The 15106-nt window shown below is 69.1% G+C and carries 13 protein-coding genes; 5 read left to right on the top strand and 8 right to left on the bottom strand.

The window, feature by feature from the left end:
* Positions 1–43: 43 nt before the first annotated feature.
* Positions 44–739 (bottom strand): fumarylacetoacetate hydrolase family protein, encoded by a 696-nt coding sequence (locus ABWV53_RS07390; RefSeq protein ID WP_353364465.1) that lies wholly within the window; start codon positions 737–739, stop codon positions 44–46.
* Between the two features lie 127 nt (positions 740–866).
* Here ABWV53_RS07390 and maiA point away from each other — a divergent pair, with 127 nt between their 5' ends.
* Together maiA and pgeF are read left to right on the top strand one after the other, a co-directional pair.
* Positions 867–1535, top strand: a complete 669-nt coding sequence (maiA, locus tag ABWV53_RS07385) for a maleylacetoacetate isomerase (protein ID WP_353364463.1) — start codon at positions 867–869, stop codon at positions 1533–1535.
* Positions 1532–2383, top strand: coding sequence for a peptidoglycan editing factor PgeF (gene pgeF / locus ABWV53_RS07380; RefSeq protein ID WP_353364461.1), 852 nt, complete (start codon positions 1532–1534; stop codon positions 2381–2383). Before maiA ends, pgeF begins: the two co-directional genes overlap by 4 nt.
* Here the strand turns inward: pgeF and ABWV53_RS07375 are convergent.
* Positions 2288–2626: a hypothetical protein gene (locus tag ABWV53_RS07375; protein WP_353364459.1), complete on the bottom strand. Its 339-nt coding sequence runs from the start codon at positions 2624–2626 to the stop codon at positions 2288–2290. The two genes, pgeF and ABWV53_RS07375, sit on opposite strands and share 96 nt — an antisense overlap.
* Positions 2627–2771: 145 nt before the next feature.
* Between ABWV53_RS07375 and phaC the strand changes: the two genes are divergently transcribed.
* From phaC to phbB, 3 genes are all read left to right on the top strand, one after another.
* Positions 2772–4487 (top strand): class I poly(R)-hydroxyalkanoic acid synthase, encoded by a 1716-nt coding sequence (gene phaC / locus ABWV53_RS07370; protein WP_353364457.1) that lies wholly within the window; start codon positions 2772–2774, stop codon positions 4485–4487.
* 118 nt (positions 4488–4605) lie between these two features.
* Positions 4606–5784, top strand: coding sequence for an acetyl-CoA C-acetyltransferase (locus tag ABWV53_RS07365; RefSeq protein WP_353364455.1), 1179 nt, complete (start codon positions 4606–4608; stop codon positions 5782–5784).
* Positions 5785–5945: 161 nt separating this feature from the next.
* Positions 5946–6683: an acetoacetyl-CoA reductase gene (gene phbB, locus ABWV53_RS07360; protein WP_353364453.1), complete on the top strand. Its 738-nt coding sequence runs from the start codon at positions 5946–5948 to the stop codon at positions 6681–6683.
* Between the two features lie 530 nt (positions 6684–7213).
* Here the strand turns inward: phbB and ABWV53_RS07355 are convergent.
* The 6 genes from ABWV53_RS07355 to dapC form a co-directional block, all read right to left on the bottom strand.
* Entirely contained in the window at positions 7214–9271 is a 2058-nt protein-coding gene (locus tag ABWV53_RS07355) for an ABC-F family ATP-binding cassette domain-containing protein (protein WP_353364451.1), read from the bottom strand.
* Positions 9272–9527: 256 nt separating this feature from the next.
* Complete coding sequence (gene prmB / locus ABWV53_RS07350; RefSeq protein WP_353364449.1) at positions 9528–10421, bottom strand: 50S ribosomal protein L3 N(5)-glutamine methyltransferase; 894 nt, start codon at positions 10419–10421, stop codon at positions 9528–9530.
* Positions 10422–10432: 11 nt separating this feature from the next.
* Positions 10433–11626, bottom strand: a complete 1194-nt coding sequence (gene dapE / locus ABWV53_RS07345; RefSeq protein WP_353364447.1) for a succinyl-diaminopimelate desuccinylase — start codon at positions 11624–11626, stop codon at positions 10433–10435.
* Between the two features lie 68 nt (positions 11627–11694).
* Positions 11695–12852 (bottom strand): PilT/PilU family type 4a pilus ATPase, encoded by a 1158-nt coding sequence (locus ABWV53_RS07340; protein ID WP_353364445.1) that lies wholly within the window; start codon positions 12850–12852, stop codon positions 11695–11697.
* A gap of 90 nt (positions 12853–12942) precedes the next feature.
* Positions 12943–13776, bottom strand: coding sequence for a 2,3,4,5-tetrahydropyridine-2,6-dicarboxylate N-succinyltransferase (dapD, locus tag ABWV53_RS07335; RefSeq protein WP_353364443.1), 834 nt, complete (start codon positions 13774–13776; stop codon positions 12943–12945).
* A gap of 12 nt (positions 13777–13788) precedes the next feature.
* The gene (gene dapC / locus ABWV53_RS07330) at positions 13789–14991 is read right to left on the bottom strand and encodes a succinyldiaminopimelate transaminase (protein ID WP_353364441.1); all 1203 of its coding nucleotides are present in this window, start codon (positions 14989–14991) and stop codon (positions 13789–13791) included.
* Positions 14992–15106 lie beyond the last annotated feature (115 nt).

The following is a 15106-nucleotide window of genomic DNA, read 5'->3' as shown; positions in this document are numbered from 1 at the left end:
CGCGTGCAGCTATTTTTTTTATAGCAATCGGTTCGGCCGGGCTTCAGGCCACCGTCAGGCGCAGCGTGCCCAGCCCGTCGATGCCGCCATCCAGCACATCGCCCCGCACCACCGCGGCCACGCCTTCGGGCGTGCCGGTGAAGATCAGGTCGCCGGGCTGCAACTCCCACGCGGCGGACAGGTGTTCAATGGTCTCGGCGATGTTCCAGATCAGCTGCGTGACGGTGCTGCGCTGGCGATCGGTGCCGTTCACCTGCAGCCAGATGGCGGCGTTGGCCACGTCGCCCGCCTGCGCGGCGGGGGTGATCGGGCCGATGGGGGCGCTGGCGTCGAAGCCCTTGCCGATCGACCAGGGACGGCCCTGCTTCTTCATCTCGCCCTGCAGGTCGCGGCGCGTCATGTCCAGGCCCACGGCATAGCCCCAGATGTGCTGGAGCGCGTCGGCGGCGCGGATATTCTTGCCACCCTGGCCGATGGCCACCACCAGCTCGATCTCGTGATGCAGGTTGGAGGTCAGGCTCGGGTAGGGCAGGGTGCCCGTCTCGCCGGCCGCCACGGGCAGCACGGCATCGGCCGGCTTCATGAAGAAAAAGGGCGGCTCGCGGCCGGTGAAGCCCATTTCCTTGGCGTGCTCTTCGTAGTTGCGGCCCACGCAGTAGATGCGGTGCACGGGAAAGCGGTCTGCGGTGCCCACGACGGGCACGCTGGCCTGGGGCGCTGGAGGGATCACATAGCTCATGTCTGCCTTTCTGGGGTCGGATGCGGTGGGCCGTGCGGCGCTCTGCGCGGCGGGGGGCCAGCCAGCGCCGCAGTGTGCCACGGGCCGGCACGTGGCGTGGGCAGGCCCCCGTTATGCTTGCCGCACCATGAAACTCTTCAACTATTTCCGGTCCTCGGCCTCGTACCGCGTGCGCATCGCGCTGGAGCTCAAGGGCCTGGCCTACGACTACGTGCCGGTGCACCTGGTGCGTGCCGAGCACCGCAGCCCCGAGCACGCGGCACGCAGCGGCGACGCCCTGGTGCCGGCGCTGGAGACGGAGGATGGGCAGGTGCTGGTGCAGTCGATGGCCATCATCGAATACCTGGACGAGACGCACCCCGAGCCCCCGCTGCTGCCCGCCGACGCGCTGGGCCGTGCGCGGGTGCGCGCGTTGGCGCAGATGATCGCCTGCGAGATCCACCCGGTGAACAACCTGCGCGTGCTGCGCCACCTCACCCAGACCCTGGGGCTGAGCGAAGACGCCAAGACCGGCTGGTACCACCACTGGACGCGCAGCGGCCTCGAAGCCTTCGAGCGCCAGCTCGCGCTGCTGGCGGCGAGCCGTGCCGACGCCGGCCTGCCGCCATCGCAGTTCTGCTGGGGCGACACGCCCACCCTGGCCGACTGCTGCCTGGTCCCGCAGATCTTCAATGCCCGGCGCTTCGCCGTGCCGCTGGACGGCCTGCCGCTGACGCTGGCCGCCTGCGAGGCGGCGAGCGCGCTGCCCGCCTTCCAGCGCGCCCATCCCGGCGCCTGCCCGGACCACGAGGCATGACCGCGGCGCCCCCCCACGACTGGCTGGTGCCCGACTGGCCGGCGCCGGCCCGGGTGCGCGCCGTGTGCACCACCCGCGCGGGCGGCGTCAGCGCCGCGCCGTTCGATACGCTGAACCTGGGCGACCACGTCGGCGACCGGCCGGCCGACGTGGCGCACAACCGCGCACGCCTGCAGGCGGCCCTCGGGGCGCGGCCGGTGTTCTTGAAGCAGGTGCACGGCGCCGACGTGGTGGGCCTGTCGCCCGGATCGCCGGACGGCACCGTGGCCGATGCCTGCAGCACCACCGCGCCCGGCGTGGCCTGCACCATCATGGTGGCGGACTGCCTGCCGGTGCTGTTCACCGAACACCAGGGCACCTGGGTGGCGGCCGCCCATGCCGGCTGGCGGGGGCTGGCGGGCGAGGGCGGGCGGGGCGTGCTCGAAGCGGTTGTCGAGTCTTTTCGGGCCCCTGCGCCCGATCATCAAGCGCCGGAAGCTATCAAAAAAATAGCAAATGATCGGAAGCCCCAGGACCTCGTTGCTTGGCTGGGCCCCTGCATCGGGCCGGCCGCTTTCGAGGTCGGCCCGGAGGTGCGCGAGGCGTTCTGCGACGCCGACCCGCAGGCCGCACGGCATTTCACGCCGCAGCCCGCGGCAGGCAAATACCTGGCCGACCTGGCGGGCCTGGCCCGCCAGCGGCTGCACCGCCTTGGCGTGGCGAGCGTCTTCGGCAACGACGGCACGGCAGCGTGGTGCACCGTGACCCAGGCGTCACGGTTCTTTTCGCACCGGCAGGGCACCGCCGTCCGGGGCGGCAGCGGGCGGTTCGCCGCCTGCGTGTGGATCGACGGCCGCGCCGGCGGGTGAGCCGGCCGGCGCGGGCCCTGCCGCCTGCGTTGCGCGGGCCTGCTCGGCGGCCTGCGCCTGGCGCGCGCGCAGCGCCCGCTTGCGCCCGGGCGTGCCCAGGATGTAGCCCAGGATGCCCATGGGCAGCAGGCCGTAGAACACGAAGGTGACGATGGCGCCGAGCACCGTGCCGTTGGGCGCCTGCGCTTCCGCGACGGCCATCAGCACCGTGACATACAGCCAGCCGATGATGACCAGATACATGGTGGGGTGGGCGCGGCATGCGCCACGCGGATGATTTGGTAAAAAAAGCTGACTTCGATTGCCGGGAGCCCCGGGCGTCGTCAACAATGGCCGGACAATACACGCAAGGCCGCAAGAGCCTGCGGCTATTCAAGGAGGCAAGACGATGGAGACCAACTCGCAATGGGTTGAGGGTGCCCGGCAATTCCAGCGCATGTTCGGCGAGGGTTGGGCCCAGATGCTGAATGGCTTGCAGCCCGGCGCTGCCGGCCCGTCGCCCGCCGCTGCCACTGCGGTGCCGCCCGCCCCCGTGCGCTTTGCCCCCGACAAGCTCGCGGCACTGCAACAGCAGTACCTGGAAGAAGCCAAGGCGCTCTGGAGCGAGGGCCTGCAGAACCCGCCCGCGGTGGCCGATCGGCGCTTCACCAGCGAGGCCTGGTCCAAGAGCCCGATGGCGCGCTTCGCCGCCGCCCAGTACCTGCTGAACGCCCGCACGCTGATGGGGCTGGCCGACGCCGTGGAAGGCGACGAGAAAGCCAGGGCGCGCATCCGCTTCGCCGTGGAGCAGTGGATGGCCGCCATGTCGCCCAGCAACTTCCTCGCCTTCAATGCCGAGGCGCAGCTAAAGGCCATCGAGACCCAGGGCGAGAGCATCGCCAAGGGCGTGGCCAACCTGCTGCACGACCTGCGCCAGGGCCACGTCTCCATGACCGACGAGAGCCTTTTCGAGGTGGGCCGCAACGTGGCGACCACCGAGGGCGCGGTCGTGTTCGAGAACGACTACTTCCAGCTCATCGAATACAAGCCGCTCACGGCCAAGGTGTACGAGCGCCCGTTCCTGATGGTGCCGCCCTGCATCAACAAGTACTACATCCTCGACCTGCAGCCCGAGAACTCGCTCATCCGCCATGCCGTCGCCGAGGGCCACCGCACCTTCGTCGTGAGCTGGCGCAACCCCGACGCTTCCCTCGCGCAGTCCACCTGGGACGACTACATCGAGCAGGCCGTCATCACGGCCATCCACACGGTGCAGGACATCAGCGGCGCCAAGCAGATCAACGCGCTGGGCTTCTGCGTCGGCGGCACCATGCTGTCGAACGCGCTGGCGGTGCTGGCGGCGCGGGGCGAGGACGCGGTGGCCAGCGCCACCTTCCTGACCACCCTCATCGACTTCACCGACACCGGCATCCTCGACGTGTTCATCGACGAGGCGTTCGTGGCCTTCCGCGAGCTGCAGATGGGGCAGGGCGGGCTGATGAAGGGGCAGGACCTCGCCTCCACCTTCAGCTTCCTGCGGCCGAACGACCTGGTCTGGAACTACGTGGTGGGCAACTACCTGAAGGGTGAGACCCCGCCGCCCTTCGACCTGCTCTACTGGAACAGCGACGCCACCAACCTGCCCGGCCCCTATTACGCCTGGTACCTGCGCAACTTCTACCTGGAAAACAACCTGGTGGAGCCGGGCAGGCTCACCGTGTGCGGCGAATCCATCGACCTGAACCGGGTCGATGTGCCCGTCTACATCTACGGCTCGCGCGAGGACCACATCGTGCCGATCAACGCCGCGTATGCCTCCACCCAGCTGCTGCCCGGCCCCAAGCGCTTCGTCATGGGGGCGTCGGGCCACATCGCGGGCGTCATCAACCCGCCCGCCAAGAAAAAGCGCAGCCACTGGACGCGGGATGACGGCGCGCTGCCGGCCACCCTCGACGCCTGGCTGGCCGGCGCCACCGAACACCCCGGCAGCTGGTGGACCGACTGGTCCCGCTGGCTGGCAGGCCACGCCGGCCGGCAGGTGGCGGCCCCCAAGGCCTACGGGCGGGGCACGCGTTTCAAGGCGATCGAACCCGCGCCGGGCCGCTACGTGCGGCAAAAGGCGTAAACCGTGCGGCCGGCGCACCACCCCCGCGCCCGGCCGCCCGCAGCGCACGGCGGCGACCCGCATCCGTGACACCCCTCCTTCATTTCTTGCACTTCAGACTCTCTCAGAAAGACTCGCCATGGAAGACATCGTCATCGTTTCCGCCGTCCGCACGCCCGTGGGCAAGTTCGGCGGCTCGCTCGCCAAAACCCCCGCCACCGAGCTGGGCGCCATCGTCATCAAGGAGGCGCTCGCCCGCGCCAAGGTGCCGCTGGACCAGGTCAGCGAAGTCATCATGGGCCAGGTGCTGACGGCCGGCGTGGGCCAGAACCCCGCCCGCCAGGCCATGATGAAGGCCGGAGTGGCCAAGGAAACGCCTGCGCTCACCATCAACGCCGTGTGCGGCTCCGGCCTGAAGGCCGTGATGCTGGGCGCGCAGGCCATCGCCACGGGCGATGCCGAGATCGTGGTGGCGGGCGGCCAGGAAAACATGAGCCTTTCGCCCCACGTGCTGAACGGCTCCCGCGACGGCCAGCGCATGGGCGACTGGAAGATGGTGGACACGATGATCGTGGACGGCCTGTGGGACGTCTACAACCAGTACCACATGGGCATCACGGCCGAGAACGTGGCCAAGGCCCACGGCATCACCCGCGAGCAGCAGGACGCCCTGGCCCTGGCCAGCCAGCAGAAGGCCGCCGCCGCGCAGGACGCCGGCCGCTTCCAGGACGAGATCGTGCCCGTCACGCTGCCGCAGAAGAAGGGCGACCCCACCGTCTTCGCGGCCGACGAGTACCTGAACCGCAAGACCAACGCCGACGCGCTCGCCGGCCTGCGCCCGGCCTTCGACAAGGCCGGTTCGGTCACGGCGGGCAACGCCTCGGGCCTGAACGACGGCGCCGCCGCCGTGGTGCTGATGAGCGCCAAGAAGGCGGCGGAGCTGGGCCTGAAGCCGCTGGCGCGCATCGCCGCCTTCGGCACCAGCGGCCTGGACCCGGCCACCATGGGCATGGGCCCGGTGCCCGCGTCGCGCAAGGCGCTGCAGCGCGCCGGCTGGGACGCCAAGGACGTGGACCTGTTCGAGCTGAACGAAGCCTTCGCCGCCCAGGCCTGCGCCGTCAACAAGGAACTGGGCGTGGACGCGGCCAAGGTGAACGTGAACGGCGGCGCCATCGCCATCGGCCACCCGATCGGTGCGTCCGGCTGCCGCGTGCTGGTCACCCTGCTGCACGAGCTGCAGCGCCGCGACGCCAAGAAGGGCGTGGCGGCCCTGTGCATCGGCGGCGGCATGGGCGTGTCGATGGCGGTGGAACGCTGAAAAAGCGCGCCGGGCGGACGCGATGGCCGCTGCGTGGCCTGCCTCAAAGCAGGTGGCGTGGGGGGCCGCCGAAATCGCGCCGCTCGGTGTTTTCCTGGGCGAAAGGCCGCTTTCTCCCGGGTTAGAGTGGGAGCGGAATCAATGAATCGAAGGGATATCGAATGAGCCAGAAAATCGCATACGTGACCGGGGGCATGGGGGGCATCGGCACCGCCATCTGCCAGCGGCTGCACAAGGAGGGCTTCAAGGTCATCGCCGGCTGCGGCCCCACGCGCGACCACGCCAAGTGGCTGGGCGAGCAGAAGGCGCTGGGCTACACGTTCTACGCGTCGGTGGGCAACGTGGGCGACTGGGATTCCACCGTGGAAGCCTTCACCCAGACCAAGTCCGAGCACGGCACGATCGACGTGCTGGTCAACAACGCCGGCATCACGCGGGACCGCATGTTCCTCAAGATGTCGCGCGAAGACTGGGATGCCGTGATCGAGACCAACCTCAACAGCATGTTCAACGTGACCAAGCAGGTCGTGGGCGACATGGTGGAAAAGGGCTGGGGCCGCATCATCAACATCAGCAGCGTGAACGGCGCCAAGGGCCAGGCCGGCCAGACCAACTATTCGGCCGCCAAGGCCGGCATGCATGGCTTTTCGATGGCGCTGGCGCAGGAGCTGGCCACCAAGGGCGTGACGGTGAACACCGTGAGCCCGGGCTACATCGGCACCGACATGGTGAAGGCCATCCGCCCCGACGTGCTGGAGAAGATCGTCGGCACCGTACCCGTGAAGCGCCTGGGCGAGCCGAGCGAGATCGCCTCGATCATTGCCTGGCTGGCATCGGAAGAAGGCGGCTACGCCACCGGCGCCGACTTCTCGGTCAACGGCGGCCTGCACATGGGCTGACGCGCTGGCGCCCATCGCCCCCTGCCGTGGGGAGGGCATCTACCCGCAAACCCCGCTTCGGCGGGGTTTTTTCTTGGCGGACCACGTCGGTGGGTGGAAGGCATTGCCCCTTGAGACTGAAGCAGGCAGCAAAAAGCCCCGCGGGGCGGGGCTCTTCGTCGGGGGGTGGGCGGGTGCCGCTGGGAAGGTAACGCGCAGGGACGGTGCGGGGCAGGAGGGGAAGGGTCGGGTCCGGACCGGGTCGCCGGGACGGGACGGTTCCGCTGCCGGGACCGCCGTTCAGAGGCGGGCCGGGGCGCGCTTGCGATCGCGTTCGTCTTCAGGCCAGGCGGACAGGATGGTGGTGTTCATGCTTGAAAAGCTCCTTGGATGGATGAACAACGCACCTCCCTGGGGCTGCGTTGACAGTTTCGTGCAAGAATTTGCACAGCGCTCCATCCAACTTGGTGCGGTCTTTTTTCACTATTATAACGATAGCATAAGACCCTTGATGCACCTGCGCCCAGGGCCTGAAACACCATCGAGCCCGATCAGGCCTGGGCGGCCTCGCTCTGCAGCGATTCCAGCTCGCTGGACACATCCAGCCACGTTTCTTCGAGTTCGGCCGTCTCGTCTGCACCAGCCTTGAGCTTGCGCCCGCACTCGGCGATGTCGGCCGGCGCGAGCGGTTCGGTGAGCCGGTCTTCGAGCGCCTGGCGCTCCCGGGCCAGCGCCGCCAGCCGTGCGTCGATGCGCTCCAGCTCCCGCTTCAGCGGCCGGGTCTTCTCGGCCAGTTGCTGGCGCGCCTGGGCGCCGAGCTTGCGCTGCTCGCGCCCGTCCGCCTGCGCCGTGGCGGCTGCGGCCGGCGGGGCCGCGGCGGGGGACGGGGCCGCTGCCACCACAGGCGGGGCCGAGGCGGCAGGGGTGGGGGCCGATACGGCGGCGCGGGCGGTCTCGGCCTCGGCGGTCTTGGCCACTTCGCGCAGGCGCTTGGCCTCGTCCAGCAGATAGCGCTGGTAGTCGTCCAGGTCGCCGTCGAACGGGCCGACCACGCCCCGGCCGACCAGCCAGAACTCGTCGCACACCGAGCGCAGCAGCGCCCGGTCGTGGCTCACCAGCATCAGCGTGCCTTCGAATTCGTTCAGCGCCATGGCCAGGGCCTCGCGGGTCGCCAGGTCCAGGTGGTTGGTGGGCTCGTCCAGCAGCAACAGGTTGGGGCGTTGCCAGACCATCATGGCCAGCACCAGCCGGGCCTTCTCGCCGCCGCTCATGGTGCCCACGGCCTGCTTGACCATGTCGCCGGTGAAGTTGAAGGTGCCCAGGTAGCTGCGCAGGTCCTGCTCGCGGGAGGGCTGCTTGGCGTCGGCGCCCATTTCCTTGGCCAGGCGGATCATGTGCTCCAGCGGCGTGTCCTGCGGGCGCAGCACGTCCAGCTCCTGCTGGGCGAAGTAGCCGATGCGCAGGCCCTTGCCTTCGATGATCTGGCCCGCCAGGGGCTTCATGTCGTGCGCGACCGTCTTCACGAAGGTGGACTTGCCCTGGCCGTTGGCGCCCAGGATGCCGATGCGCTGGCCAGCCATCACCGACTTGCTGACGCCGGCCAGGATGACCTTGGGCGGCGCGGCGTCGTCCTCTTCGGCCACGTAGCCGAAGGAGGCGTTGTCGATGGACATCATGGGGTTCGGGATGTGGCCGGGCTCCTTGAATTTGAAGGTGAATTCGGCCTCGGCCAGCAGCGGCGCCACCTTTTCCATGCGCTCCAGCGCCTTGACGCGGCTCTGCGCCTGCTTGGCCTTGCTGGCCTTGGCCTTGAAGCGGTCGATGAACTTCTGCAGGTGGGCGATCTTGTCCTGCTGCTTGGAGAAGGCGGCCTGCTGCTGCTCCATCTGCAGGGCGCGCATTTCCTCGAACTTGCTGTAGTTGGCGCCGTAGCGCACCAGCTTCGCGTGTTCGATGTGCAGCGTGACGTTGGTCACAGCGTCGAGGAATTCGCGGTCGTGGCTGATGACGATCATGGTGCCGGCATAGCCTTTGAGCCACGACTCCAGCCAGACCAGCGCGTCCAGATCCAAGTGGTTGGTGGGCTCGTCCAGCAGCAGCAGGTCGCTCGGGCACATCAGCGCCCGCGCCAGCTGCAGGCGCATGCGCCAGCCGCCGGAAAAGCTGTCCACCGGGCTGTCGAGCTCGCCCGACTTGAAGCCCAGGCCCAGGATCAGCGCCTGCGCGCGGGCCACGGCGTCATAGTCACCGGCGTCGGCCAAGTCGGTGTAGGCGTGGGCGATGGCCATGCCGTCGTCGGCCGCCTCGGCGGCGGCCAGTTGGGCGCGCAGCTCGGTCAGGCGCGTGTCGCCGGCCAGCACGAATTCGGTGGCCGATTCCGACGTCTCGGGCATGTTCTGCGCGACCTGGGCCATGCGCCACTGGGCGGGGATGAAGAAATCGCCGCCGTCTTCATGCAGCGTGCGGTTGAAGAGCGCGAACAGCGTGGACTTGCCCGCGCCGTTGCGGCCCACGAGGCCGACCTTCTCGCCCGGGTTGATGGTGGCGGTGACGTTGTCGAGCAGGACCTTGGCGCTGCGGCGCAAGGTGACGTTTTTGAGAGTGATCATGGCAGTACCGATAAGAAGCGTGGCGCCCTGGTTCCAGGGCGCCGAATGGGGAAGGCGCGTGCCGCGAGGCAGGCACGGGCGACAAAGACTGGGCCGTTGCCGGCCCGGCAAGGCGCGGCGGCGGGCAGCAGGCGTGGGGCGGCAGCCGGGCCGCTACGCCATGGCGAGCAGCCGGCACCACTCGTCGCGCGGCTGGGGCGTGCCACGCGGAGGGTGCCGTTGCTGCATCGACGGTTGCCCGCTCATGCCACCACGCTCACATTGGCGGCGCGACCAGCGCCTCGCGGGTGACCAGCAGCACCTGGTCATCGCCCGCGCTGGTGTCCAGCCAGAACACCGGCAGCTGCGGGAAGGCGGCCTCGAAGTGGGCGCGCTCGTTGCCGATTTCCAGCACCAGCACCGCCTGCTCGCTCATGCGGGCGGGCGCGTCGGCCAGCAGGCGGCGGATGAAATCCATGCCGTCGGCGCCGCCGGCCAGCGCCAGTTCGGGCTCGGCGCGGTACTCGGCCGGCAGGGCGGCCATGCTCCGGGCGTTGACGTAGGGCGGGTTGCAGAGGATCAGGTCCCATGGGCCGGACAGGGCCGCCAGGCCGTCGGACAGTTGCAGCGCGATGTGGTCCTGCAGGCCGTGCCTGTCCACATTGATGCGGGCGACTTCGAGCGCCTCGGGCGACAGGTCGGCGCCGGTGACCGCCACGTCCGGGTAGGCCATCGCGGCCAGCACGGCCAGGCTGCCGTTGCCGGTGCACAGGTCGAGCACCTGGCGGGTGTGTTCGCCCAGGAAGTCGTCGAAGCCGCCGTCGGCCAGCAACTCGGCGATGAAGCTGCGCGGCACGATGGCGCGCTCGTCCACGTAGAAGGGCACGCCCTGCAGCCAGGCTTCGCGCGTCAGGTAGGCGGCGGGCTTGCGGCTGGCGATGCGCTCTTCAAAAAGCATAGCAACCTGCGCTTGATCCGCGGGCGCTATCGGCCGATTCGCCTCGGAATCGTCGCCGCCGTCCAGCGAGGTGTCCAGCGGCAGGCCCAGGCGCCAGAGCACCAGCCAGGCCGCCTCGTCGCGGGCGTTGGTGGTGCCGTGGCCGAAGGCGACGCCGGCCGCCTGCAGCCGCTGCGTGCCCCAGTCCACCAGCTCGCCCAGGGTCGAACCCATGGCCATGCCGTTCATGCCGCCCCCTGCGCGTTGCCGGCCTGCAGCGCGTTCAGGTTCTCGAGCGTGCGGCGGTAGATGTTCTTGAGCGGCTCGATGTCGGCGACCACGATGTGCTCGTCGATCTTGTGGATGGTGGCGTTCGGCGGGCCGACCTCGATGACCTGCGGGCACAGTTGCGCGATGAAGCGGCCGTCGCTGGTGCCGCCGGTGGTGGAAAGCTCGGTCGCCAGGCCGGTCTCGTCCGAGATGGCCTGCTGCACGGCGTCCATCAGCGTGCCCGGCGTGGTCAGGAATGGCTGGCCGCCCAGTGTCCAGACCAGGTCGTATTCGAGGTCGTGCCGGTCGAGCAGCGAATGCACCCGCTGCTTCAGGCCGTCGGCGGTGCTTTCGGTGCTGAACCGGAAGTTGAAGTCGATGACCACGGCGCCCGGGATGACGTTGGTCGCGCCCGTGCCGCCATGGATGTTGCTCATCTGCCAGCTGGTGGGCGGAAAGAAGGCGTTGCCCTGGTCCCACACGGTGGCGGCGAGCTCTGCCAGCGCCGGCACGGCCTGATGGATCGGGTTGCGGGCCAGTTGCGGGTAGGCGATGTGGCCCTGGATGCCGCGCACGGTGAGCCGGCCGCTCAGCGTGCCGCGCCGGCCGTTCTTGACCATGTCGCCGGTGCGCTGCACCGAGGTGGGCTCGCCGACGATGCACCAGTCCACCGCCTCGCCCCGCGCCTTGAGCCGATCCACGACCACTTTGGTGCCGTCGACCGAGGGACCTTCTTCGTCGCTCGTCAGCAGCAGGGCGATGGCGATGCGCGGGTCGGGCTGGGCCGCGAGGAATTCCTCCACCGCGACGACGAAGGCGGCGATGGAGGTCTTCATGTCGCTGGCGCCGCGGCCGTAGAGCCGGCCGTTGCGGTGCGTGGGGGTGAAGGGCGCGCTGCTCCACTGCTCCAGCGGCCCGGTGGGCACCACGTCGGTATGGCCGGCGAATGCTATTGTTTTGATAGCTTCAGGCGCCGATGGATCAAGCGCTGCGGGCCGTTTTGCCCACAAATTGCTGACCCGGAAGCCGTCCGGTCCGCTGTCCAGCCGCTCGCAGTGGAACCCCAGGGGCTCGAGCCGGGCCACGAGCATGTCGAGGCAGCCGGCATCTTCTGGGGTGACGGAGGGGCGGGAGATGAGCTGTTCGGCCAGGGTCAGGGTACGGGACATCGGAGGGGCAACAAGGAGCGGGGCGCGTGGCGGGGTCGAAGGGAGGGCGCGGGCAGGCAGGCGGGAGGTCAGTGGCCCTTGACGTCGAGCACGATCTCGGTGAATGAGGGTTGGTCGTCTTCGGGCGGCGGCTCCTGCCGCGCCTGGGCGGCCTTGGCGGCCTGGGTGAAATCGTTTTGCAGCCGCCACATCAGGTTGGTGGGCGAATCGGCATGCGACATGCCTTCCTTGCGGTCGATGCGCTGCTTGAGGATGAGATCGGCCAGCGCCGCCTCGAAAGTCTGCGAGCCCTCGGCCATGGACTTCTCCATGGCGTCGCGCACACCGGAGAAGTCGCCTGCCTCGATCATCTCCGACACCAGCTTGGTGTTGAGCAGCACTTCGGTGGCGGGCACCCGGTCGCCCTGGAACGTGCGCACCAGCCGCTGCGAGATGATGGCCTTCAGCGCGGAGGCCAGGTCGCCGAGCATGGTGGGCCGCACCTCGACCGGGTAGAACGACAGGATGCGGTTGAGCGCGTGGTAGCTGTTGTTGCCGTGTAGCGTGGCCAGGCACAGGTGGCCGGACTGCGCGTAGGCGATCGCCGCGGACATGGTCTCGCGGTCGCGGATCTCGCCGATCAGGATCACGTCCGGCGCCTGGCGCAGCGCGTTCTTGAGCGCGGTCTGCAGCGATTGGGTGTCGCCGCCGATCTCGCGCTGGTTGACGATCGACTTCTTGTTCCTGAACTGGTATTCGACCGGGTCTTCCACGGTCAGGATGTGCCCGGACTGCTGGGCGTTGCGGCTGTCGATCATCGCGGCGAGCGTGGTGCTCTTGCCCGAGCCCGTCGCGCCCACCACCAGAATGAGCCCGCGCCGCTCCAGGATGAGGTCGCCCAGCACTGGCGGCAGGCCCAGCGACGAGAGCTCGGGAATCTGCTGCGCGATGAAGCGGATCACCACCGCGTAGCTGCCACGCTGGCGCATGGCGCTGACCCGGAAGCGCCCGACGCCGGTGAGCGGCACGCCCATGTTCAGCTCGCCGGTCTCTTCCAGTTCCTCGATGCGCTGCGGCGGAACGATCTCGGCCAGCAGGCTGCGCGGCGCGTCGGGCGGCAGCACCTGGCTGTTGATCGGCACGCATTCGCCGTTGATGCGGATCAGCACCGGCGCGTTGGCGGCCAAGTAGACGTCGGAGGCCCGCTTTTCGGCCATCAGCCGCAGAATCCGTTCCATCGTGCTCATGGTGATTGCCTTTGTGGCTGGTTGCTTCGGCACAGCGGGCCCGCTGCCGCCCGCGCTTGCTGCGCAGGATGGCAGGCGAGGCGGCAGGTCTCAGTCGCGCAGCAGGTCGTTCAGGCTGGTCTTGGAGCGCGTCTGCGCGTCCACCGTCTTGACGATCACGGCTGCGTAGGTGGAATAGTCCTGGCCGGACTTGGTCTTCTTGGGCAGGTTGCCGCTGATGACCACGCTGCCCGACGGCACGCGGCCGAAGCTGATCTCGCCGGTGTCGCGGTTGAAGATCGGCGTGCTCTGGCCGATGTATACGCCCATGCCCAGCACCGAGTTCTCTTCGACGATCACGCCTTCCACCACTTCGGAGCGTGCGCCGATGAAGCAGTTGTCCTCGATGATGGTGGGGTTGGCCTGCAGCGGCTCCAGCACGCCGCCCAGGCCCACGCCGCCGGAGAGGTGCACGTTCTTGCCGACCTGCGCGCAGGAGCCCACGGTGGCCCAGGTGTCGACCATGGTGCCTTCATCCACATAGGCGCCGATGTTCACGTAGCTGGGCATGAGGATCGCGCCGCGCGCGATGTAGCTGCCGCGGCGGGCCACGGCCGGGGGCACCACGCGCACTCCGGTGGCGGCCATCTCGTCGGCCGAGAGGTGGGCGAACTTGGTGGGCACCTTGTCGAAGAAGCCCAGGTCGCCGGACTTCATCAGCTCGTTGTCTTTCAGGCGGAAGGACAGCAGCACGGCCTTCTTGATCCACTGGTGCACGGTCCACTGGCCCACGCCTTCGCGGGTGGCCACGCGCAGCTTGCCGTTGTTGAGCTCGGCGATCACGTGCTCCACGGCATCGACGACTTCCTTGGGCGCCGAAGCGGGCGAAAGGCTGGTGCGGTTGTCCCAGGCGTTGTCGATGAGGGTCTGCAGTTGTTGGGTCATGGCTCGGTCGGGTCAGGTACGGGATTGGATGAATTGCACGATGCGCAGCGCGGCTTCCACGCATTCTTCGGTGTCGGCCACCAGGGCCATGCGCACGCGCTGGGCGCCGGGGTTGATGCCACCGGCCTCGCGGGCCAGGTAGCTGCCCGGCAGCACGGTGACATTGTATTGAGCCAGCAGGGCGCGGGCGAACTCGGCGTCGGTCATGCCCAGGGCCTCGGGCACCCGCGCCCAGAGGTAGAAGCCCGCATCGGGCAGCTTGACGTCCATCACGCCCGCCAGCAGGGGCGTGACCTGCGCGAACTTCTTGCGGTAGAGCGCCCGGTTCTCGGTCACGTGCTGCTCGTCGTTCCATGCGGCGATGCTGGCGCCCTGCACGGCCGGGCCCATCGCCCCGCCATGATAGGTGCGGTAGAGCAGGAAGGCCTTGATGAGCGCCGCGTCGCCGGCGACGAAGCCGCTGCGCAGGCCCGGCACGTTGCTGCGCTTGGACAGGCTGGTGAACGACACCAGGTTGCGAAAATCGGTACGGCCCAGTTGCGCCGCGGCTTCGAGCCCGCCCAGCGGCGGCTCGCCCTGGAAATAGATTTCGCTGTAGCACTCGTCGGACGCGATGACGAAGCCGTAGCGGTCGCTCAGCGCGAACAGCTTCTTCCACTCGGCCAGCGGCATGACGGCGCCGGTCGGATTGCCGGGCGAGCAGACGAAGAGCAGCTGCGTCTTGCGCCAGACGTCCTCGGGCACGCTGTCCCAGTCCACCGCGAAGTTGCGCGCCGGATCGCTGGGGGCGTAGTAGGGCGTGGCTCCGGCCAGCAGCGTGGCGCCCTCGTAGATTTGATAGAACGGGTTGGGGCACACCGCCACCGCGTCGCCGCCCGAGGGGTCGAGCACTGTCTGGGCGAAGGCGAACAGGGCCTCGCGCGAGCCGTTCACCGGCAGCACGTGCGCGGTCGGCTCCACGGTCACGCCATAGCGGCGCTGCAGCCAGGCCGCGCAGGCCTCGCGCAGGCGGGGTTCGCCGGCCGTGGCCGGGTAGCTCGCCAGCCCGCCCAGGCTGGCGACGAGCGCTTCCTTGATGAAGGCGGGCGTCGCGTGGCGCGGCTCGCCCATGCCTAGGCTGATCGGGCTGTAGTCGGCGGGCAAGGCGACGCCCGCGAACAGTTGGCGCAGGCGTTCGAACGGATAGGGCTGCAGACGGGAGAGCAGGGGATTCATGGGGCGCGATTATGGTGGATGGGCCCGGGCCCACGGTTCCGCGCAGCGGGCGGGCGCGGGAGCGCGTGAACCGTGCGGCCCGCGCCGGGCCGGTGCTTTCCCTCTGGCTTGCCAT

Origin of the sequence: Acidovorax sp. FG27, assembly GCF_040365715.1 — a bacterium.
In the GTDB taxonomy this organism is placed as follows: domain Bacteria; phylum Pseudomonadota; class Gammaproteobacteria; order Burkholderiales; family Burkholderiaceae_C; genus Paracidovorax.
This window is presented reverse-complemented; position numbering and strand designations above follow the sequence as displayed.

Bases quoted from the DNA above. Each gene is read 5' to 3' on its own strand.
- prmB (WP_353364449.1), bottom strand. From the start codon at position 10,421: ATGGGTTCGACCCTGGGCGAGCTGGTGGACTGGGGCACGCAGCGGCTG.
- phbB (WP_353364453.1), top strand. From the start codon at position 5,946: ATGAGCCAGAAAATCGCATACGTGACCGGGGGCATGGGGGGCATCGGC.
- dapD (WP_353364443.1), bottom strand. From the start codon at position 13,776: ATGACCCAACAACTGCAGACCCTCATCGACAACGCCTGGGACAACCGC.
- pgeF (WP_353364461.1), top strand. From the start codon at position 1,532: ATGACCGCGGCGCCCCCCCACGACTGGCTGGTGCCCGACTGGCCGGCG.
- ABWV53_RS07375 (WP_353364459.1), bottom strand. From the start codon at position 2,626: ATGTATCTGGTCATCATCGGCTGGCTGTATGTCACGGTGCTGATGGCC.
- ABWV53_RS07365 (WP_353364455.1), top strand. From the start codon at position 4,606: ATGGAAGACATCGTCATCGTTTCCGCCGTCCGCACGCCCGTGGGCAAG.
- dapC (WP_353364441.1), bottom strand. From the start codon at position 14,991: ATGAATCCCCTGCTCTCCCGTCTGCAGCCCTATCCGTTCGAACGCCTG.
- ABWV53_RS07340 (WP_353364445.1), bottom strand. From the start codon at position 12,852: ATGAGCACGATGGAACGGATTCTGCGGCTGATGGCCGAAAAGCGGGCC.
- ABWV53_RS07355 (WP_353364451.1), bottom strand. From the start codon at position 9,271: ATGATCACTCTCAAAAACGTCACCTTGCGCCGCAGCGCCAAGGTCCTG.
- maiA (WP_353364463.1), top strand. From the start codon at position 867: ATGAAACTCTTCAACTATTTCCGGTCCTCGGCCTCGTACCGCGTGCGC.
- phaC (WP_353364457.1), top strand. From the start codon at position 2,772: ATGGAGACCAACTCGCAATGGGTTGAGGGTGCCCGGCAATTCCAGCGC.
- dapE (WP_353364447.1), bottom strand. From the start codon at position 11,626: ATGTCCCGTACCCTGACCCTGGCCGAACAGCTCATCTCCCGCCCCTCC.
- ABWV53_RS07390 (WP_353364465.1), bottom strand. From the start codon at position 739: ATGAGCTATGTGATCCCTCCAGCGCCCCAGGCCAGCGTGCCCGTCGTG.